Source organism: Candidatus Manganitrophus noduliformans (assembly GCF_012184425.1).
Taxonomy (GTDB): domain Bacteria; phylum Nitrospirota; class Nitrospiria; order SBBL01; family Manganitrophaceae; genus Manganitrophus; species Manganitrophus noduliformans.
Genome location: NZ_VTOW01000001.1, coordinates 1,327,534 through 1,347,644 on the forward strand (window position 1 = coordinate 1,327,534; position 20,111 = coordinate 1,347,644).

Below are 20,111 nucleotides of genomic sequence, written 5' to 3' on the forward strand. Positions count from 1 at the left end.
GGGAGGTCTGAATGTTTCTCTTTGATGAGGAGGAACAAGAGTCAACGTCGGCGAAAATTAAGGTCGTCGGTGTCGGAGGAGGCGGTTGTAATGCGATCAACAGCATGATCCAATGCGGTCTCCAGGGGGTCGATTTCGTGGCGGCGAACACCGATATCCAAGCGCTGTACATGAATCCGGCGCCGAACAAGATCCAGCTCGGCACCAAGCTGACGCGGGGGCTGGGGGCGGGGGCGAAGCCGCAGATCGGCCGGGAGTCGGCCTTGGAAGCGGTCGATCAGATCCGGGAGGTGCTCGCCGGGGCCGATATGGTCTTTGTCACCGCCGGCATGGGGGGCGGGACCGGAACCGGCGCCGCGCCGATCATCGCCGGCATCGCGAAAGAGATGGGGGCCCTGACGGTCGGGGTGGTGACCAAGCCGTTTCAATTCGAGGGGGCCAAGCGCTCCCATCAGGCCGAAGAGGGGGTCCATGAAATGAAGCGGGCCTGCCATACGGTCATTATCATCCCGAACCAGCGGCTCCTGAATGTCGTGGAAAAGGGGACCCCGCTCCGGGCGTCGTTCCTCGTCGTCGATGATATCCTCCGCCAGGCGGTTCAGGGGATCTCCGATCTGATCACCACCCCCGGATTGGTCAATGTCGACTTTGCCGATGTTCGGACGATCATGTCCCACACCGGCCGGGCCGTCATGGGGATGGGGGTTTCCAAAGGGGAGAACCGGGCGATCGAAGCGGCGCAAAAAGCGATCTCCAGCCCCTTGCTGGAGGACAGCTCCATCGAGGGGGCGCGGGGGGTGTTGATCAACATCACCGGCGGACTCGACCTCTCGCTCGGCGAGGTCGATGAAGCCTCGTCCATTATTCAAAAGACGGTCGATCCCGATGCGAACATCATCTTCGGATCGGTGATCTCCGAGTCGTTGACCGACGAGATTAAGGTGACCGTCATCGCGACAGGGTTTGAAGAGAATGAACGTCACGAAGAGCCGGTCGATGGAGAGAGCCGGCCGGCCAAACGGTCGCCCCAGAAGAGCCTCGATCGGACCGGTTACCTGAGAAAGGTGGTTCGTGAAGGGGGCAAAGAGGTCATCCGCATGGAAGGGGATGACGAATGGGATGTGCCGACATTCTTAAGAAAGCAGGCGGATTAGAACCCTTCTACCAACAGGAGGCACGGACGCCATGGAGATCCTGACACAGATGCAGCCGTATCAGTGGGTTCAGAACAGCGGACAAGGGTATATCGTCCTTCCCCGGCTCAGCGCGCCGGGGGTTTTCCATTTCTTCGGGACCCGTCTTCTCTCCGAGAGCGCGCTTTATGAGACCGGACCGGGCAAGCCGGCAAAGGCAATCCGCGTCCGTCAGGTTCATGGGGATCGGATCTGGCCGGTCACCGAAGCGGACGCGGGAAGGGGGGAGGGCCCGGAAACGCGGTTGATCGGCGATGCATTGGCAACCGATCGTTCGCATTTGCTGATCACCGTGTCGACGGCCGATTGCGTGCCGGTCCTCCTCTTCGATCCGGTCCAGAGGGCGGTCTCCGCGATTCATGCCGGGTGGCGGGGGACCTCCTTGAACATTTCGGGGAAAGCAGTTCGTGAGATGGCCTCACGGTACGGTTCGGAACCGAGCGCGCTTCTCGCCGGCATCGGTCCCTGCATCGGCCCCTGCTGCTATGAGGTGGGGGAAGATGTTTGGGGGGAACTCGAGAGAAAATATTCTCCCGGCCCGGAAGTGGTGATCCATGAAAGAGAGGGAAAGGCGAAGCTGGATCTGGCCCGATTAAATGCGCTGCAACTCGCCGAGGCGGGTCTCAATCCGGACAAGATCGCCTTTTCCGGCCTCTGTACCTCTTGTCTTCCCGGTCTGTTCTATTCTTTTCGTCGGGATAAAAAGAGAGTGGGGAACATGACCAGCGGGATTATGCTGATTGATGGCGCTTAATCGCGGAGGAAAACGGTCTCATGGGAGAGATTGCCCGGGCCGTTGAACGGATCTCGGCGAGGATCCGGGAGGCGGCGCGCCGATGCGGCCGAAATCCGGAGGAAATTACGCTGGTTGCGGCGTCGAAGGGGGTTGGCCTCGATCGGGTCCGGGAGGCGGCGGAAGCGGGAATTCAAATCTTCGGCGAGAACCGGGTTCAGGAGGCCCGCGCCAAGTTTCTGGAGAGTCGATTTCTTGAAGAGAACAAATCGGCCGCGGTCCATCTGATCGGTCCGCTTCAGACGAATAAAGTCAAGCAGGCGGTCGGGTTTTTCTCTCTGATCCACTCTATCGATTCGGTTCGTCTGGCCGAAAAGGTGGCGCAGGAGGCGGAGAAGCGGCGGATCACCCAGCCGGTATTGATCGAGGTGAACGTCGGGGAAGAGACGACCAAACGGGGGATTTCGATCAAAGAAGCGCCGGCACTGATCGCGCAGGTTCGAAAGCTCGCCCCGCTTTCATTGAAAGGATTGATGACCCTCCCCCCCCCGACCCCCGAGCCGGAGGGGGCGCGTCCCTATTTTTCGATGCTGCGTCGGTTGGGAGAAGATCTCGGGTTGAACCGCTTCTCGATGGGGATGTCGGCCGATTTCGAGGTGGCCGTTGAAGAAGGAGCGACCTGGGTCCGCATCGGAACGGCGATTTTTGGGGAAAGAAAAAAAGAACAAAAATAATAAGACCTATTAGGACGGATAGGACGTATAATCTGTGAAAAAACAGACTGCGAAACTGCCGACCCGCCTCTCCTTTCTCGGATCGGGGAACATGGCGGAGGCGATCATGAAGGGGGTGCTCGCCGCCGGGTTGTTTAAGGCGGGCGACCTCCTCGCTTCGGATACCTCCGAGGCGAGGCTGAAGTCCATTCATCAAAAATACGGCATTCGCACCACTCGGAATAATCGGGAAGCGGTGCGCGAAGGGGATCTGGTGATCCTCGGGGTGAAACCGCTCGGGGTCGACGGGGTCTTGGCCGAAGTCAAATCGGAGCTGAAAGAGAAGGTCCTCGTCTCGGTCGCCGCCGGCGTTCCCCTCGCCCGATTGGCCGCCGGCCTGGAGCGGGAGGCGAAGATCATCCGCGCCATGCCGAATGCGCCGGCGCTGGTCCAGGCGGGGGCGACGGTGCTGGCGCCGGGAAAAGGAGTGGAGCAAGAAACCCTCGATCTGGTCCTTCAGATTTTTGATTCGATCGGAAAAAGCTGGATTCTCGAAGAGCGCTACCTCGATGCGGTGACCGGCCTTTCCGGAAGCGGGCCGGCCTTTGTTTTTGTGATGATCGAGGCGATGGCCGACGGCGGGGTAAAGAGCGGGCTGAGCCGCGAAGTGGCCCTTGCCCTGGCGGTGCAGACGGTTCTCGGAGCCGCGCAGATGGCGCTCCAGACGGGGGATCATCCCGCCCGGTTGAAAGACTTTGTCGCCTCTCCCGGAGGAACGACGATCGCCGGACTTCATAAACTTGAAGAAGGAAAGGTCCGGTCGGCGTTTATTTCTGCCGTGGAGGCGGCGACGCGGCGGTCCGAAGAGTTGGGAAAGACAAAATAAAGAATTCGCGTCCGTTGGTAAGAGCGACAAAAAAAGATGGCCTCAATCCCGCATTGAAAGTGGTATAGTATTTTTTATCGCAGGCCATCGAAAAAAAGGTTGCTCCAATCGGAATCGATGAGGAGAGATCATGTTCATTGCGGCAAACTTCGTCTCGGCGCTTGCGACGATTCTCAATTATGTCCTGGAAATCTATACCTGGGTCATCATCATTCGGGCGTTGATTTCCTGGGTGAACCCGGACCCTTATAACCCGATCGTCCAGTTTCTTTATAAAATTACGGAGCCGGTCCTCTATCCGCTTCGAAAACTGATGCGGACCTACAGCACCGGAATCGACCTCTCCCCGCTGGTGGCGATCTTGATAATCATGTTTTTAAGGCAATTCCTGGTCAGCTCCCTGTTTGAATTGGCCAGACAATTGAGATAGTGAGGTGAATATGAGATGGACGCCGATCGATATCCGCCAAATGACCTTTTCCACCGGTTTCCGGGGGTATGCTCAGAACGAGATCGACGCTTTTCTGGAAAATCTGGCGAGTGAAATCGAAGAGATCCTGAAAGAGAATGCCGACCTCCGGGAACGGATCGAAGATCAGGGACAAACGATCGCCGAGTTGAAGAAGACCGAGGGGGCGCTGACGAACACCTTGCTAATGGCCCAGAAGGCGATCGAGGAGATGAAGCGGAGCGCGCAGAAGGAAGGGGATCTCATTATCCGCCAGGCCGAGCTGCGGGCGGAGGAGATTACCCGGTCGGCCATGAAAGAGGTGAGCCAGGTCCAGGGAGAGATCCTGAACCTGAAACGGCAGCGCGATTTTTTTGTTGAGAAGATTCGATCTTTGATGCAGAATCTCGAAAAGACAATTCAATGGGAAGATGAAAAAGCGAATCAGAGGGAAGAAGAGGCCTCCCTTTAACAAGCGAGCAGCCGACGGTTCGGTCGTGCCGCCCGAGTATCTCTTAATCGGGAGGACCGCCATAAGCGCTGTTTTAATCGGTTAAGTTGAAAAGAGAGTTTCGGTTCGGACGGATGGAATTTCATCCACCTTCACCTTTGCACAGGAGGAGAGATGAGTTACTACGTCTATATCACGCAAGTCGATCACTGTTTTATCGCCGACGTTCCCGCCCTACCGGGGTGCCGCACTTTCGGACGGAGCGAGGCCGAGGTTCTGGAAAATATCCGGGATGTGGTTCGAGGGTACCTTCAAAGCCTGCGGAAGAAAAACCGCGCGGCGCCGAAGGTAAAGGTCGTCAAGCTTTCCGAGCAGGTGCCTTCTTTCCCTCGCGGCGCATCGGGCCGTTCGATGGTGAACGTCTCTTCCAAAAATGGAATCGCCGTTCCGCCCCTATAAATCGGGCGCGCTCCTCCATCTGCGCGTGACGCCGAATGCATCCCGGGACAGCATCGAAGGTTGCGTCATGGGAATGCTTCGGCTAAAATTAAGGGCGATCCCGGCCGAGGGGACCGCGAATGCGGCCTGCATCCGATATTTATCTAAGTTGTTTTCTCTTCCGAAATCCCGGCTTGAAATCGTCCGTGGGGAGAAATTCCGAGAAAAATGGATATGGTTTAAAGAGGTCGATCAGTCGGTTCTGAATCAACAGCTCGATAAAATCTTGCAAGCGGCGGAGTAAACGTGGGGGTTGAAGGGCGTCGGTGGGGTTGGGTGACAGGCTTGATTGTGTTCGGCCTCGTCTTTATCTTTTCCGTGGAAAGCGGGGTGTTGGGAGATCTGACGGAAGATCCGCTACGGGAGACCCCCCTCGCGCTGGTGGAAGACGGAATCCGAATCCGGGGCGAGCTTCCTCCGTTTGACCATACCGAGGAGGAAAAGTATGTCTCGCGCTTCGAGAATGGGGTGACCGCCGTCTACACCCTTGATCCCGACCTTCAAACGGCGATGGAACGCTACTTCAAGCGATACCGGGTTCCCTATGGTGTTTTTGTCGCGATGGATCCGAAGAGCGGGAAGGTCCTCGCCTCCGTGGAATATTCTTCCATCGATCCCGACGCCGACCGCCTTGCCCTTCGTGCGACCTATCCCGCCGCGTCGATTTTTAAATTGGTGACCGGCGCGGCCGCCCTGGAGGAAGGGAAAGCGCGGCCCGAAACCGAGATCGCCTTTCACGGCGGGCTCTACCGGCTGGGGCCGAAGAACTGGGTCGACAATCCGAAACGGGACAAACAGAAGATGTCGCTGGCCGAAGCGATGGCCAAATCGAGCAACGTGGTCTTTGCGAAGACCGCCCTTCGCTGGCTCGATGTGCCGACCCTTCTCAACTATGGAGAACGGTTTCAATTTAATCGCCCGATTCCATTCGAGCTTCCTGTCCAGGTGAGCCGGATGGAGATCGACGACAGCGAGCGGGGATTGGCGATGTCGGCCGCCGGGTTCGGCGACGTGGGGCTTTCTCCGCTTCATGGGGCGCTGATCGGCGCGGCCATCGCGAACGGCGGCGTGATGATGTCCCCCTGCATGATCGATCATGTTCTTGACGTCGATGGAAAAACGCTCTACGAGTGCAAGCCGTCGGTCTTCGCCACGGTGATCGCCCCTGAGACGGCGGCGTCGCTCCGGGAAATGATGGCGATGGCCGTCATCAAAGGAACTTCCCGGAAGGCGTTTCGAATGAAGCGGCGGGAGGTCAGCCTTCGAGGGATCACGATCGGCGGAAAGACCGGCTCCCTCACCGGGGATGATCCTCCCGGAAAATACAGTTGGTTCATCGGGATGGCTCCCATTGAAGATCCCGAAATCGCCGTGGCCGCCATGATCATCAATCAGCCCAAATGGCACATCAAGGCCTCCCAGGCCGCCAACGCGGGGCTCACCGCCTACTTCCGGTCCGAAAACCTTCGTAAGATCGACAATCCGTAAACGCCCTCTTCATCGGCCGATTGGCTCTGCGTCGGCCCCAATTCGCCGTTCTTCTCCTTGATCGGCCGTTCCCCTTTTCATTTCATAAAAAGTGCTTGACAGAAAAATGGCGAAGGGTGTACTCTTCTTCTAGTGTTGAGAATGATTCTCAATCGCATTCCGTGCGGCTCGCGCCATCGCGATGTTCAGGCCCAAGCCCGAAGATTGGTTTAGATTCTCTTTGGGTTTATTGGGTCGATGAAGAAGACTTCAAATAAGAAAGCGGACCCGAATCATCTCCGATGTCTCTGTGGAAGCCTGGTCGCCCGGATCGTGGATGGGAATTTGGAATTGAAATGCAAACGATGCAAGCGGATTCACCTTTTGCCGCTCCGGAAGTCTTCTCCGGCGTCGGGAAAAGAAACGAATAAAGGGGATGCCTTTTGAGACGGTTCCGACCGGCTCGAACGTTTTTTACGGAAAGGGAGGAAGATGCAGCGTGATGAATCTCCGTTGGGAGTTTTAGATGGAAATCATTCCGATGAAAAAATCGAAATCGTCCTGATCGACGAGGCTGATCGGAGCGGGGTGGAGATACGCCGGATGATATGGGGAAACGGAATCGGATGGTATCCTCAAAAGCGTTTTTTTATCCCGACCGGCCAGATTGGAACGGTTCAACATCTGCTTCAGCAGGCGGAACATCTCTCTCGATCCCGAAGAAAAATCACGCGCGCGGTCGGCGGTCGCGTGCTGCGGCTCGTCCCGCCGGTCCAATCAACCTGATCAGAGCGCCGGCCTCCGCAGGCGTCTATTTATGTAAGAATATGCAGCGGCTCGAGGTCATTATACCCCACGCCCGGAATGGAAAAATCATTCCGGGCGTTTTTGTTTTTGGGGGGAGCGCGCCGGTTGATTCTCTCCGGCCGCCGTGAAGGGAGAAGAAATGAGGACCCTGAAGCGGGAGACCGTCGATCGATCGTCCGCAACCGCGCATGAGGAGATGAAGATGGGGATGGAACCGCTGTCCTGTCGAGAAGAGGCCCTGTTCTCTAACCGAGATTGCACCGTCTGGCAGTGTCGATGCGGGATCTATCATGTTCAAATTCATGCGGCCACGCTGCATCTGACGGCGGCTCAATTTGATAGGGTCGCTCGGGTTTTTAAACTGATGATGGGGAGCGCGGCGGGAGCCGGAACGCTTTCTCCGATGCCGCAGGCAGGGTTGGAGAGAAAATAAAGCGGAGAGGTCGAGACAGGATCGGTCCAGCGCGGCGCTCGCGTCCTTCGAGGATCTGAAAGTAAGGAGGAGTAAAATGCAGGCCATTTTGGGAATCATCGTTTGTTTCATCTCTTTTTCGTTCGCGGCGCCGCGCGCCATTGCCGAAGGAAGCGTGGCGTCGAAGACCGGCTTTCTTCTGGTCGCGCCGGACCGGGGCTTTCTCGGGAATCAGGAAATCGAAGCGTTCTATGAGGCATTTCAGAGGGACTACACCGCCGCGCTCGCTTGGGTCGGCCGAGGATACAACCGCGTCGGGGGGGATTACTCGGACTATCTCACCCGAGCCGTCGCTGATCTGAAACGGGCCGGGGCGACCGAGATCGTCGCTGTTCCCCTTTTTCTCTCGTCGGACGATCCGATTTTGAAAAAAGTGGCGCCGCACCTTCCGGCCTACGCCGCGGGGGGAACGATCCGGTGGGCCCCCTCGATGGGGGAGAGCCATCTCACCGCGCAGATTCTTCTCGATCGGGTGGAAGCGTTGAGCCGGGAGCCGGACCAAGAACGGCTGGTGGTGCTGGGGATCGGCGCGGTCGATGAAGCCGGCGAAGCGGCCCTTCGCGCCGACCTGCAATCTTTGACGGAATATGTCTCCCGCTATCGCCCCTTCAAGGAGACCCAAATCGGGATCTACTACGACCGGGAGGCCGAAGCGGAGCTGCGGGAGAAGAAGAGCCGCGAAGTCGATGAGATGATCGTCAAGACGGCGGCGAAGAAGGGGAGGACCCTCGTCGTCCCCTTCTTCATCGGCCCGAAGTTCGACAGCCACATGTCGCTCACCCGATGGCTGGCCGACAAGCTCAAGGAGCTTGACGTCGTCTATGACGGCCAGGAGATTCTTCCCCACCCCAACCTTCTCCTCTGGTTGAAGCAAACGGCGAACGCTCATCTTCCCGCTTCGCCGGAAGAAACGGGAGTGGTGATCATGCCGCACGGCGCGACCCTCCCCTGGAACGACGCCGTCGAAGCGGTGATCGCGCCGCTGAAGTCCCGCTACCGAATCGAGATGGCCTACGGCATGGCCGATCCGGTCACCCTTCAGCGGGCGGTCTCCCGCCTGGAGGAAAAAGGGGTCCGCCGGATCGTCTTCGTCCGGATGTATTCCCTCTCCGACCAGATGAAGGGGGCGACCGACTACCTTCTGGGGCTCTCCGCCGCTCCGCCGGAGCATGACCATGAGGGGCCTCCCCCTCCTCAGATTCGAAGCGGCGCGGTCTTCTCCACCTTCGGCGGTTATGAAGAAGATCCGGCGCTGGCCGAGATTCTACACGATCGGATCACCGAAATCAGCCGGAAGTCCTCGGAGGAGACGGTCATCCTGGTGGCCCACGGCGCGGGGGACGATGCGGTCGATGCCCGGTGGCTTTCGGCCATGGGCCGCCAGATCGAGCGGCTCCGGAAAGATCCCCATTGCGCCGAGCTCAAGGCGATCCTTCCCGCCACGATCCGCGAGGATTGGCCGGAGAAGCGGAAGGAGGCGGTGGCGAAGCTCAAGGAGATGATCGAAGCGGGGAAGCGAAACGGGCGGGTTGTCCTGATTTCGCACCGGCTCCGGGGCGCGGGGCCGTACAAAAGCCTTCTGGCGGAGGTCGGCCTCAAGGAGGGGGAGGACTATGAGATCAACGGAAAGGGATTCACCCCCCACCCGGTCCTCACCCGATGGCTGGAGGCGGGAATCGAGCGGGAGATCGCGGCGATGGATGGAAAACGACCGGTCGAAGCGGCCGCTTCCCGTCGTCGATAGGAGCATTCCAAAGGGGAATGCCGGCAATCACATACAAAGGAGGTTTTTCATGAACAGGGAATCGGGGCATCATTCCGTTCCACTTGCGAAGTCCGAATTCGGCTCGATCGATCGATGCCGGTGCGACGGCTATCACGTCAGCCTTCGGAACATCATGCTCCATTTCAACCGGGAGGAGTTCGCCGCCCTCGCCGATCTCTTCAAGCGGGCGCAGGAGCGGGAGGAAGAGGCGTTTCTCTTCTCCAAATGGGAAGAGTGAGATTCCTTGTTTCTCGTAAGAAGGGCAGGAGGGAGAAGATGATGCAAACAAGCTCAGGGGGGATCGTTCTTGACGAAAGCGTCCCGTCGCTCTTTTCCGAAGTCGCGAAAATCGTCCGGGACGAGATCGATCTTCTGGAGGTCTCCTCGCGATGCAGGGTGAACCCGACGACGCTGCGAAAGATCTTGGAGGCGCGCCCCATCTCGCATTATGCCGAGAAAAAGATCCGCGCCGGATTGGGGTTCGCCCCTTCCCCGGGGGAGGGGGTCTCCAATCGACCCTCGACGGTGACGCGGTTGCGTGAACTCCATCGGCTTTATCGGGAGAAGGGAACGCTGGCGGCGGTCGGCCGGGAGACCGGATTGAGCCGGGAGCGGGTCCGGCAGCTGTTGGTCCGGGGGGCGAAGATCGGACTCTTCGAATACGCCCCCCTCTTTCCTTCCCTCCCCTCCAAAGAGAAGATTTTGGATGATTACAGAACATGGCTCAAGCTTGATGCCGTCGCCGAAGCGAACCGGCTCTCGATGACCGCGCTCCGCCGGTTGCAGCGTCTCTACCGGATCACGCCGGAGGAATTGGCGGCGGTCCGGAACGACCGGCGGCGGAGAGAATGCATCGATCGTTATCTTGTTCTGGCCGAAGGGATCGGCCATCACCCGACGACCACAGAACTGCAACGGCTGAAAGAGGGCCGCTCCCTCCAGTGGCAGATCCGGAAAAGATGGGGCTCCTTCGACGCGTTTCGAAGGGAGCTGAAGATCCCATCCCCATGAAAGAATGGCGCAATCATCTTTTTAAGATGGACAAAAAGAGGGAGACTACACGATGGGAATCCGGATCGCGTTCAAGGTCGAATCCCCGCGCTCTCGACCGAGTGATATCGATATCCAGCGGAGAGGATCGGCGATACGCCGGTCCTCTCTCCAGACGAACCGCTACGCGCTTTTCACTTTTTTGAGCTGAACCTCTTTTTCAGTGACGCTGACCTTCTTCTGATCCAGCAGTTTTTCCAGTTCATTGACGTCTTGGTATTCATGATAGGCTTGGTCTTCGAAGAAAAACTTCAAGGGCGTATCTTCTGCCGCGGCCTTGATCCCCTCTTGATAAACTTTTAAACCGGTCCGTTCGAGTTCAAGATTGAGCTGAAGCATTTCTTTCAGATCGGTGCTCTGTTTGATCGCGTACGGCTCCACGGTCGGGAGCCCTCCCAAATTGACGATGTGATCGCCGATCTGTTTGGCCTGGTTGAACGAGCTCTCGCTTTGGCTGCGGAAATAGTCGGCGAAGACGCGCCGGTCGATTCCCTGCACGAGAAAACTGTGCTGCAGATATTGGATCCCCGCGGCATATTCGATCTGGAGCGCTTGATTCAGAATCTGAAGAACCTGTTTCGTATCCATAATATGTGCCTCCATGGTTGCTTTTTCCATTTTATTTGAAATCCTCATTACGTTTCAACCGTGTCTTATACCCCTTTCGATTTGACTCCTCTGACTCAGCCTCTCTATCATAGAAGGAGAACATTTCATCGCTTCATCATTGATGGATGGGAGGGGATTGTTATGTGGAAGAGGCTGTTCTGGAGTGTTTCGGTTGTTTTGGCTTTTGCTTCCGCCGCCATGGGGCAGACGATTTGGTGGGAAACCGGCATGGTGAAACTCCGAATGGAAAATGGAGGTCCGGAGGGGGATCCGGTCCCGAAGAATGCCGACCTTTGTCGGGAGGAGAAGTGCACAAAGGGGGGGGTCCGGATTGCCGCGGCGCAGAATGAGTTCGAGCCGTTCCAGATTTTCATCGCCGCGGAGAAAGACGAACTTCGAGGGGTCGATGTGGCGGTGAGCGATCTTGTGCAAGAGACGGAAAAAGAGGGCTATCGAATTTCGTCGCGCCTGCCGGGGCCGATCATGATTTACCGGCAGCATTATATTTTGATCGAGAAGCCGACCACCGCCGAGGCGCAGCCGGGCGCCTGGCCCGATGCGCTGATTCCGAAGGTCGACGAATATTTCGGCGAGCGGCGGTCGATTCCCGGCGAGGGGCGGCCCGCCTTCCCCTTCGATGTCCGTCGCGGAATGAAGCAAGGGATCTGGGTCGATGTGTATGTTCCCCCCGATGCGCAGCCCGGCCTCTACGCCGGCGCGGCGACGGTGACGGTCGGCGAGAAGAAGGCGGCGGTGATCCCGATTCGCCTCACCGTTCGACCGTTCCGTCTCCCTTCAACCGCCTCGCTGAGAAACGCGTTTGCCGTCGGGATCACCGAGCTGGGGAGGGGGCACGACTGGGACGATCCACGCTCGAACGTTCGAGGCTTCATCAACGATGACCGGACGAGCGAGCTGATCTGTCTTTATACCAAGGCGCTGCTGCTTCATCGGCTCTCCAACGAGAACGCGATCTGGCCCCCTCCGCGGTGGGACAAACAGGGGGGAAGGATCAAATGGAATTTCCCGGAGGGGAAAACAGGTTGCCGGGAGAAGTACCCCGAGTTTATGAACGGCATCAACTCCCTCCCGGGAGGGAAGCTGAAGGGGGCGCGGCTGACCTCGCTTCGCCTGCGCGACGGCTACGGCTTCAACGACCCCGAGCGATACGATCCGGAGAAGCTCAACCCCGATTATTATCAGGAATATGTCCGCTACTTTAAGGAGCACGGCTGGCTCGACCGGCTCTTTGATTACACCCGGGACGAGCCGAAATTTCTCTACCAGCGGCTCACGAAGCAGCGGGAGTGCTGGAACGTCGAGGAGATCGCAGAGCGCCCCGATACCGACTGGGACAAAATCAAGCGCCGCTCGGAGTTCCTCCACAAGCACGCCCCCGGTCTGAGGCTGCTGGTGACGACCGACCGCCATGCGGCCGAGTCTTGCTTCAAACGCCTCTTCGAGGTCAAGGAGGTGCAAAAGTTCATCGATATCTGGGTCGTCAGCATCAAGCGGATGGACGGGAAGCCCGGCAGCGACCTCTACAATCGCAACTTTCGGTCGGTGTACGACGGATCGTTCATCGGGCCGGGGCAGGAACTCTGGTGGTATCACGCCTGCGGCTCGCACGGCTGCGGCGACGGATCGGAGAAAGGATGGCCGACCGTCATGGTCGACCTTCCCGCCGTCTCGACGCGGATCTTCGAATGGTTGACCTACCTCTACAATACTTCCGGGGAACTCTACTACGAAACGATCTTCCAGTACCCCTACTCTTATAAAGTGAAAAAGGGCTCCGACGGGAAGGAGTCGAAGGTCGCCGACCGTAATCCGTTCGAGCACGTCCACTACTTCGGCGGACACGGCGACGGGGTCCTCTTTTATCCGGGGAAGCCGATCTACGTCGGCGGTAAGAATCATATCCCGATCGAATCGATCCGCCTGAAGCTGGTCCGGGAAGGGATGGAAGATTATGAATATCTCAAGCTGGCCGAGGGGAAGAAGGGGCGGGGGTGGATCGAATCGAGCGTCCTCACCCTTTTGAAGCAGGATGACCAAACCCCGCTGAATATTTATCGCTGGACCCGCCGGCCGGAGCGGCTTTTGGAGGCGCGTGAGAAACTGGCTTCGGTGCTGAAATAAAAAACAGGGGAGGCGTCAGAGGGGAGGCATCTCCCCTTCCGCTTCCCGATCCTTATTGTCTTTGTTGTTCTTCCCCTCCGCTTCGGTTATAATAACCGGGTGTGTGCAAATCGAATATTCACGGAGGGGATAAGGACGCTTGAAAAAATTAAATTTCACGTGGGCTTTTTTTATTTTATTTCTCATGCTGACCGGCTGCGGCTACAACTCGCTGCAGGCGATGGACGAGCAGGTGAACGCCGCCTGGTCGGAGGTTCAGAATCAGTATCAGCGCCGGTTTGACCTGATTCCGAACCTGGTCGAAACGGTCAAGGGTTTCGCGACGCAGGAGCGGGAGGTCCTCACCCAGGTGGTGGAAGCCCGGTCGAAGGTGGGTCAGATGAAGATCTCACCGGAGATCACCCAAGATCCGGAGGCGTTCCGAAAATTTGAGGAGGCGCAGGGGCAGCTCTCCGGGGCGCTCTCCCGCCTGATGGTGGTGGTGGAGCGCTACCCGGATCTGAAATCGAGCGAAAATTTCCTCACGTTACAGGCTCAGCTGGAGGGGACCGAAAACCGGATCACCGTGGCGCGGCGCGATTACATCCAAGCGGTCCGCGACTACAATACGTCGGTCCGCTCCTTTCCCACCAATCTCACCGCCAAGTACCTTCTCGACTTGAAAGTCCGGGAAAACTTCAGCGCGCAGCAAGGGGCGCAGGAAGCGCCGAAGGTCCAGTTTTGAGCCGGATTAAAATGCTCAGATTGTGTTTGACGGCAATCCTCCTGATCTTCGTGGTTGCCGCTTCCTCCGCCTCGGCCCTGAACGTTCCCGCCCTGCAGGGCCGCGTCAATGATCACGCCCGCCTTTTAAGTCCGGAACAAGCCGCCGCCTTGGAGGAAAAACTCCGTGCTTACGAAGCGAAGACGACCAATCAGATCGCGCTTCTGACAGTGCCGAGCTTGGAGGGGGAGGCATCGGAGGATTTTTCGGTCCGGGCGGCCCGCGAGTGGGAGCTCGGCCAGGAGAAGCGAAACAACGGGGTCTTGATCTTTATTGCAGCCGAGGAGCGGGGGATCCGGATCGAGGTCGGCTACGGCCTGGAGGGGGCGTTGACCGACGCGCAGAGCAGCATCATTATCCGCAACATCATGATCCCCGCCTTTCGTGAGGGAGATTTCAATCGGGGAATCGATGCGGGGGTCGATGCGATTCAGGCCGCGATCGCCGGCGAGTTCACGGCGCCGGAGACCTCTTCCCCGCGCCGTTCCCGAGACGACTCCAATGAGGTCTTCTCGCTCGGCCTGATTCTCCTGATTCTTTTTTCCTCGTTTCTCTCTTACCTCCCTTTGCCGGTTACCGGATTGGCCGGCGGGATCATCGGAGGGGTGGTGGGGTCATTTCTAGTCGGGTCGATCTTCCTGCCGGCGCTGGCCGGTGTTTTTCTCGGCATTCTGCTCCCGCTCCTTTTTCGGGGGACGGGGGGCGGGCCGGGAAGAGGGATCGGCGGGAGAGCCTATCGGGGAACCGGATGGGGGACCGGAAGAGGGTGGGGCGGCGGCAGGGGCGGTTTCGGAGGGGGAGGTTTCTCCGGCGGCGGGGGGAGTTTCGGGGGGGGAGGCGCGTCGGGACGATGGTGAGAGTACAAGAGCGATGAAAAAAGCGGAAGATTTTTTTTCAGCGGATGAGAAGGAGCAGATTCGGCAGGCGGTGGCTCGGGCAGAGAGCCGCTCTGCGGGTGAGATCGTTCCGATGGTGGTCGACCAGAGCGGGCATTACATCCAGTTTGCATTGACCGGCGCGATCTTTTTTACTTTTTTTGTGGCGGTGATTTGGATGACGGTTCAGCCGCGGGTGACGGCGCCGCAGATTCTGCTCATCGAGTTTTTTACCTTTTGGGTCGCTTTCTTTTTGATCCAACGGGTAAACCTGATCTGGTCGTGGCTGGTTCCGGAGGCCTTGAAAGACCGGGTTGTCCGGCGGCGGGCGGAGGAGGCTTTTTATTCAAATCGGCTTCATGAGACGCGGGAGAAGAGCGGCGTGTTGATCCTTCTCTCCTTGATGGAGCACCGGGTTCAGATCCTGGCCGATGCTGGCATCCACCAGCGGGTTCCGCCGGAGACCTGGGAGACGCTGGTGCAGCAGATCGCGTCCGGCGTAAAAGAAGGACATCCTTTCGAGGCGCTGCGCGGCGCGATCGAGGCGTGCGGCCAATTGCTGGCGGAGCATTTCCCGAGAAGACCGGACGATACCGACGAGCTGTCGAACCAATTGCGGGTCGGAGAATAGTCCTCAGTTCCCGGTCGCTAAGATCAAGTCTCCCGATCCGGAGATCCACCCCTGCCGATCGTTCACGAAGTGAATCCCGAAGAGATCGTTCCGCGTTCCGGCCGAAACCCGCCGCCAGCTTTTTCCCCCGTCGCCGGTCTCGAGAAGAGTCCCCATCCATCCGGCCAGCCATCCTTTTTCTTGATTGATGAAAAAGAGATTGTTGATCGTCAGTGACGTGCCGGTCGGGACCCGGGTCCAGGTCGCTCCCCGGTCCTCCGTCCGCATCAACACGCCGCCCCGCCCGGCGGCCCAGCCGACATTTCCGATCATCTGAAAAGCATGAAATCGGCCCACTTCGGGGAGAAGCCGGTCCGAGGCGGTGATCCTGTTTTCCACCCTTGCGTCCCACACCACCGAGGTTCGGAGATCCCAGGTGAGTCCTCCGTCGGTTGTGTGGGCGATGATCGCTTCGGGGTTGCACGGGGCGCAGCAGCCGCCGGCGACGAAGAGGTCGTTGGGATCGGCGGGGTTCACCGAGAGACCGAAGAGATGCCCTCCCATCCTCGGCAGGGTGGCGCCGCCGGGGGTGGTGCAGGTGCCGTCGACCGTCGTATACCGCCAGTTGTTCGAGAGGAGCCGCCAAGTCCTGCCGCCGTCGGTGGTTTTGTAAATCGTCCGGTAGCGTCCGACGGCCCAGCCGTTGTTCTCGTCGGCGAATTGGACCTGCCGGAGGTAGACCCCCGCCTTGGCGCACTGGTAGCAATCCTCCGCATAGGGATCGACGTTCTGCTCGGTCCAGGTGAGGCCGCCATCCTCGGTGGAGAGAATCAGGCTCGGCTGACCGACCGCCCATCCTTTGAGCGGCGTCAGAAAAAAGACGTGATAAAGATGGATGCTGCTTGTTCGGATGCAGAGGGCGGTCGCCGGATCTTCCGCCCAGCTGCCGTCGGGATTTTTATTGCAGAGGCGGGCCGGATTGGAAATGTGGGTCCAGCGGATGTCGCGCCTCCAATCTCGTACCTGTTGCGACCAAGTCGCCCCCCCATCTTGCGTGCGGAAGATCCGGGCGTTGCTCCCGACCGTCCATCCGGTTCTCGAATCGATGAAGAAAGGTCCATAAACCTCGGAGGTATTGGTCGGGTTTTGAACGCGCGGCGTTTCTTGGGATGAGGCGAAGGTCACCATCCCGTAATCACCGACCCCCCAGGCGGCATTTTCGCCGGAGGGGGCGACCCCCTTGAGTGAGATCGTTGTTCCGGAAGGGACAGTCGTCCAACCGGTCCCGTCGAAGCGAAGAAGCGTTCCTCGGTCGCCGACGGCCCAACCCTGTGTGGCGGTCGCCATCCGAATGCCGGTCAGGTTCGCCGTCGTGGCGGAGATCGGTGTCCAACGTGTTCCCCCGTCGACGGTTTCGAACAGCGCGCCCGCGTCGCCGACGGCCCATCCCCGGTTCCGATCGATGAAGTCGATCTGCCGGATCGGAGAGGAAAAGGTAAATTGGGGGGTCCATCGGGTCCCGCCGTCGTCGGTCTTCAGGAGGACCCTTCCCGGTCCTGTTGCCCAGCCGTAATCGGCATCGACAAAATCGACCGCGGTCAACTCCGAGGTGACGCCGCTCTGCTGAAGGGACCAGCTTTCCCCGCCGTTTTGCGTGGCGATGATCGTCCCGCCTCCTCCCACGGCCCAACCGTTTTTCCCCTCGATGAAGTGGACCGCCTTCAATATCCCCGGGAGCGGCGGGAGCGTTTTCCCTTCCCATGTCTGCCCGCCGTCGGCGGTTTTTAAAATGGCATTGGCAAACGAATTCGATCCCGCCGGATCACCTCCGACGGCGAAGCCGATTTGAGCATCGATGAAGTCGATTCCATACAGCGGCAAGGATGTTCCGCTCTCCTGAAGGCGCCAGCTCGCTCCGGCATCGGAGGTGGCGACGATCAGACCACGTTCTCCGACGGCCCAGGCGCGGTCGGAAGAAATGGCATCGGTCCGGTAGAGATGCTGGTTGAATCGATTCCCCATCTCTTTCCTCCACGGGGAGGGGGGCGGGAGCGGCCGGGGTCGGGTGACGAATTGGCCCAGATAGGGGGCGGCCAGGCGATTGCCAGCGAGATCGGTGATCTCGGTAGTGACCTCTATCCGATAAATCCCATTGAGAAGGAGTCGAACGGCCGGGGAGAAGGTGACGACGGTGCAGGCGGGATCACAGCCGTAAGTGCCCAGAACCGGGGTGGTCTCTCCCTGTAAAGTGACTCTGAAAGTGGTGTTGTTCATCCGGTTGGGGTCGATTCCTTCGTCAAAGGTCAGTGTGATGAAGGTTCCCTCATCTACCCCGGTCGCCCCGTTGTGAGGGGAGATCGACAAAAGGCGGGGCGGGGTGGCATCCGATGTTGGCGGAGTCGGTTGTGTGGTGAAGGACCAACTGATCGGTGAGGCGAGGGTATTTCCATGAAGATCGCCGACCTGATCGACGACCACCATATAGCTCATATTGAACCGGAGCGGTGTTTGTGGGGTGATGAGGATTTGGGTGCAGGGACTTTCGCATGCCACTTCGATGACGGCGGTCTCTCCGGAGGAAGCGGTGATCCGGATGTGATCGGCCAGCCGGCTTGCATCGATCGGCTCATTAAAAGCAATTTGGACCGAGGAATCGGGGGAGATCTCTTTTTGGTCGGGCTCCGGAGAGTGGGAGAGAAGCCGAGGGGGCTCGGTATCGCTTGCGGGGGGCCGTTCGGGCGGGGGATGACCGGGAGGAGTGGGAGGGGATGGTGATCCGCCGCAACCGGAGAGGAAAAGTCCGACGCAAAGGGTTGAGCCAAGGAGAAGGGTTTGTCTGTTCATTGCAATTTCTCCAATCGATCCTGCAGGGGATTGCAACTCTTCTGCAAAACGAGGAAGCAACCCTGCGGCGAGATGCCGTCTTTAGGAAAAAGAAAGAGTCTTTCTGAACGAAACTTCATCTGGACGGATGAAAAGAGCAAGAGTTGTACCGGCTGAGTGTGAGGTATGACAGAGAATAAAAAAGGCGCCCCGGTTTTCCACCGGGGCGCCCTGAGGATTTGAAACAGCGAATATTTTATAGGTCTACAAAATCGTCCTCGACCTCGCAGTCGCTGAAGAGTTCATCGCAACTGGCGAAACTCTGGGTCTCGCTGCCGACGGTGATATCAACGCTGCCATCATTGTTAAAGTCTACTCCGGTGTTGCCGTTGATCACGATGCGTCCTTGCACCGGGCAGCTCTCCCCTTCGGTGTAGCGGATGGCGGTCTCGGTGACGAAGGAGAAGGTCCCTTCGATGTCACAGTCTTCGTCGGGTGTGAAGTCGGTTGCCACCGTGCCGGAAAAGGTCAGATCGGTGGTGCTGCTGTTCTGATCGTCGATTGCGACGACCGTCGAGTCGAAGTTGGTGAAGGTGATTGCGACACTGTGGGTTCCATCTTGTTCTGTTGTCGATTGGGTAATCCCACCGTCCAATTCATTCGTGAATGTCGTGGTGCTCGTGTCGATGCCGGTGACGCTTCCGGCGTTGGCGAAATTATTGAACTCGATCGCCGTTGTTTCAGTGGTATCTCCGCTGTCATCCGTAAACGTAAGCGTCCCATCAATTTCGAGATCGAAATTCATCGCGCTGTCGGAAGTCATTGTCAGTCCCTGAGTAATGGTTGCGGTGGCTGAAATCACTGCGAGGACCGTGTTGTAGGGAATCTGATCGGCCGGATCAAAGTCGGTGATCGTGAATCCGTCAAGGACCATGTCCATGTCTAAGGTGGTTTCGTCCGGGGCTGTCGCCGAGAGGCTGATCGTCCCGTCGGTTTCCGATCCATCTTCGCGGCAGTTAGTGAAGGCGACATCCAGATCAAATGCGCCGGTCGTATCGTTGATTGTCCCGGTGAAAGTAACGCTTCCCCCATCGGTACACGGCTGCGTGTCTTCCGGAAACGCGGCAAAAGAGGTCTTTGATGAATTTGCTTTCATGCGGGCCGACACCTTCTGCATTGCTTTGCTTCGGGCGGCCTTGTTGTTCATCGACACAATTTTGGCGTATGTTGGATTCTGCAAGGTCAATGGATTTACCGGTTTGGCGAGTCCGCCGGAGGCGACTTGTCCGAGGGAAGTGGCAAGGTCCGAAAGACCGGTTCCCGCCTGTGCCCCTTGGGTTCCGGAACTGGCCGCCTGAGATCCTTGGGATGCGTTGCTGATGGTCGTCGTCCCCCCGCCGCCGCTGCTTGATCCCCCGCCTCCGCCGCAGGCATAAACGAACAATGATGTTGAAAAGAGCAGGCCAAGCGTCAGGCCGAAATGTTTTCTAGAAAGGAACATGGTTTTTCCTCCGGTTGTTGTTGTGTTTTCTTTCCCGATATGAATGGACGTGGATACCGAAAAGGTTTACTCGCTCCGAGCAAGTATAGCAAAGAAAGGGATACCGTCAAGGCGAGTGGAAGGGCCCATCCGCTTCGAAAAGGGGAGGGGCCTTGGAAAGGAGTCCTCCTCGCGAGTGAAGGGTCTTTCGATTCCAACGGCTCAAATGAACCGGTGGAGGTTTTCTGGGTGTTTTATTCAACCGGTTATTGCTGCCGGGATCGGCTTGCAAACGAGGTGGAGAGTTTCGTATAATCTTGAAAGAT

At 58.3% G+C, this 20,111-nt stretch carries 21 protein-coding genes; 18 read left to right on the plus strand and 3 right to left on the minus strand.

Features of this window, described 5'->3' with window-relative positions:
- Window positions 1-11: 11 nt before the first annotated feature.
- The 14 genes from ftsZ (at window position 12) to MNODULE_RS06695 (ending at window position 10,444) form a co-directional block, all read left to right on the plus strand.
- Window positions 12-1,154 carry a cell division protein FtsZ gene (ftsZ, locus tag MNODULE_RS06630; protein WP_168058656.1) on the plus strand — a complete coding sequence of 381 codons (1,143 nt, stop codon included), beginning with the start codon at window positions 12-14 and terminating at the stop codon, window positions 1,152-1,154.
- A 31-nt stretch (window positions 1,155-1,185) separates the two neighbouring features.
- The gene (gene pgeF, locus MNODULE_RS06635; protein ID WP_168058657.1) at window positions 1,186-1,947 is read left to right on the plus strand and encodes a peptidoglycan editing factor PgeF; all 762 of its coding nucleotides are present in this window, start codon (window positions 1,186-1,188) and stop codon (window positions 1,945-1,947) included.
- A 20-nt stretch (window positions 1,948-1,967) separates the two neighbouring features.
- Entirely contained in the window at window positions 1,968-2,660 is a 693-nt protein-coding gene (locus tag MNODULE_RS06640; RefSeq protein WP_168058658.1) for a YggS family pyridoxal phosphate-dependent enzyme, read from the plus strand.
- 34 nt (window positions 2,661-2,694) lie between these two features.
- Window positions 2,695-3,525, plus strand: coding sequence for a pyrroline-5-carboxylate reductase (gene proC / locus MNODULE_RS06645; RefSeq protein ID WP_320412358.1), 831 nt, complete (start codon window positions 2,695-2,697; stop codon window positions 3,523-3,525).
- A 130-nt stretch (window positions 3,526-3,655) separates the two neighbouring features.
- Window positions 3,656-3,955, plus strand: a complete 300-nt coding sequence (locus tag MNODULE_RS06650) for a YggT family protein (protein ID WP_168058659.1) — start codon at window positions 3,656-3,658, stop codon at window positions 3,953-3,955.
- Between the two features lie 10 nt (window positions 3,956-3,965).
- Entirely contained in the window at window positions 3,966-4,445 is a 480-nt protein-coding gene (locus tag MNODULE_RS06655; RefSeq protein WP_238339374.1) for a DivIVA domain-containing protein, read from the plus strand.
- Window positions 4,446-4,598: 153 nt separating this feature from the next.
- Window positions 4,599-4,883, plus strand: a complete 285-nt coding sequence (locus MNODULE_RS24375; protein ID WP_181070938.1) for a type II toxin-antitoxin system HicB family antitoxin — start codon at window positions 4,599-4,601, stop codon at window positions 4,881-4,883.
- Window positions 4,858-5,166 (plus strand): DUF167 domain-containing protein, encoded by a 309-nt coding sequence (locus MNODULE_RS06665; protein WP_168058661.1) that lies wholly within the window; start codon window positions 4,858-4,860, stop codon window positions 5,164-5,166. The genes MNODULE_RS24375 and MNODULE_RS06665 overlap by 26 nt, the downstream gene beginning before the upstream one ends.
- A 32-nt stretch (window positions 5,167-5,198) precedes the next feature.
- A complete protein-coding gene (locus MNODULE_RS06670; protein ID WP_168058662.1) occupies window positions 5,199-6,410 on the plus strand; it encodes a penicillin-binding transpeptidase domain-containing protein in 1,212 nt (403 codons plus the stop codon).
- A 471-nt stretch (window positions 6,411-6,881) separates the two neighbouring features.
- A complete protein-coding gene (locus MNODULE_RS06675; RefSeq protein ID WP_168058663.1) occupies window positions 6,882-7,175 on the plus strand; it encodes a hypothetical protein in 294 nt (97 codons plus the stop codon).
- A 160-nt stretch (window positions 7,176-7,335) separates the two neighbouring features.
- Complete coding sequence (locus tag MNODULE_RS06680; RefSeq protein WP_168058664.1) at window positions 7,336-7,629, plus strand: hypothetical protein; 294 nt, start codon at window positions 7,336-7,338, stop codon at window positions 7,627-7,629.
- Window positions 7,630-7,705: 76 nt separating this feature from the next.
- Window positions 7,706-9,412: a sirohydrochlorin chelatase family protein gene (locus tag MNODULE_RS06685; protein ID WP_168058665.1), complete on the plus strand. Its 1,707-nt coding sequence runs from the start codon at window positions 7,706-7,708 to the stop codon at window positions 9,410-9,412.
- A 49-nt stretch (window positions 9,413-9,461) separates the two neighbouring features.
- Complete coding sequence (locus MNODULE_RS06690) at window positions 9,462-9,671, plus strand: hypothetical protein (RefSeq protein ID WP_168058666.1); 210 nt, start codon at window positions 9,462-9,464, stop codon at window positions 9,669-9,671.
- Between the two features lie 38 nt (window positions 9,672-9,709).
- A complete protein-coding gene (locus MNODULE_RS06695) occupies window positions 9,710-10,444 on the plus strand; it encodes a hypothetical protein (RefSeq protein ID WP_168058667.1) in 735 nt (244 codons plus the stop codon).
- A gap of 162 nt (window positions 10,445-10,606) precedes the next feature.
- On the opposite strand, the gene MNODULE_RS06700 is transcribed toward MNODULE_RS06695, so the two are convergent.
- Entirely contained in the window at window positions 10,607-11,071 is a 465-nt protein-coding gene (locus MNODULE_RS06700; RefSeq protein WP_168058668.1) for a ferritin-like domain-containing protein, read from the minus strand.
- Between the two features lie 162 nt (window positions 11,072-11,233).
- Here MNODULE_RS06700 and MNODULE_RS06705 point away from each other — a divergent pair, with 162 nt between their 5' ends.
- From MNODULE_RS06705 to MNODULE_RS06720, 4 genes are all read left to right on the plus strand, one after another.
- Window positions 11,234-13,234 (plus strand): DUF4091 domain-containing protein, encoded by a 2,001-nt coding sequence (locus MNODULE_RS06705; protein ID WP_168058669.1) that lies wholly within the window; start codon window positions 11,234-11,236, stop codon window positions 13,232-13,234.
- A 184-nt stretch (window positions 13,235-13,418) separates the two neighbouring features.
- Window positions 13,419-13,958, plus strand: a complete 540-nt coding sequence (locus MNODULE_RS06710; protein ID WP_168059235.1) for a LemA family protein — start codon at window positions 13,419-13,421, stop codon at window positions 13,956-13,958.
- An 11-nt stretch (window positions 13,959-13,969) separates the two neighbouring features.
- Window positions 13,970-14,854 (plus strand): TPM domain-containing protein, encoded by an 885-nt coding sequence (locus MNODULE_RS06715; RefSeq protein WP_168058670.1) that lies wholly within the window; start codon window positions 13,970-13,972, stop codon window positions 14,852-14,854.
- Window positions 14,855-14,867: 13 nt separating this feature from the next.
- On the plus strand, window positions 14,868-15,503 hold the full coding sequence (locus MNODULE_RS06720) for a TPM domain-containing protein (RefSeq protein ID WP_168058671.1): 636 nt from the start codon (window positions 14,868-14,870) through the stop codon (window positions 15,501-15,503).
- A gap of 3 nt (window positions 15,504-15,506) precedes the next feature.
- Here MNODULE_RS06720 and MNODULE_RS06725 read toward each other — a convergent pair whose 3' ends face one another.
- Together MNODULE_RS06725 and MNODULE_RS06730 are read right to left on the minus strand one after the other, a co-directional pair.
- A complete protein-coding gene (locus MNODULE_RS06725; protein ID WP_168058672.1) occupies window positions 15,507-18,326 on the minus strand; it encodes a YCF48-related protein in 2,820 nt (939 codons plus the stop codon).
- Window positions 18,327-18,561: 235 nt separating this feature from the next.
- Window positions 18,562-19,806 (minus strand): hypothetical protein, encoded by a 1,245-nt coding sequence (locus tag MNODULE_RS06730; protein WP_168058673.1) that lies wholly within the window; start codon window positions 19,804-19,806, stop codon window positions 18,562-18,564.
- Window positions 19,807-20,111 lie beyond the last annotated feature (305 nt).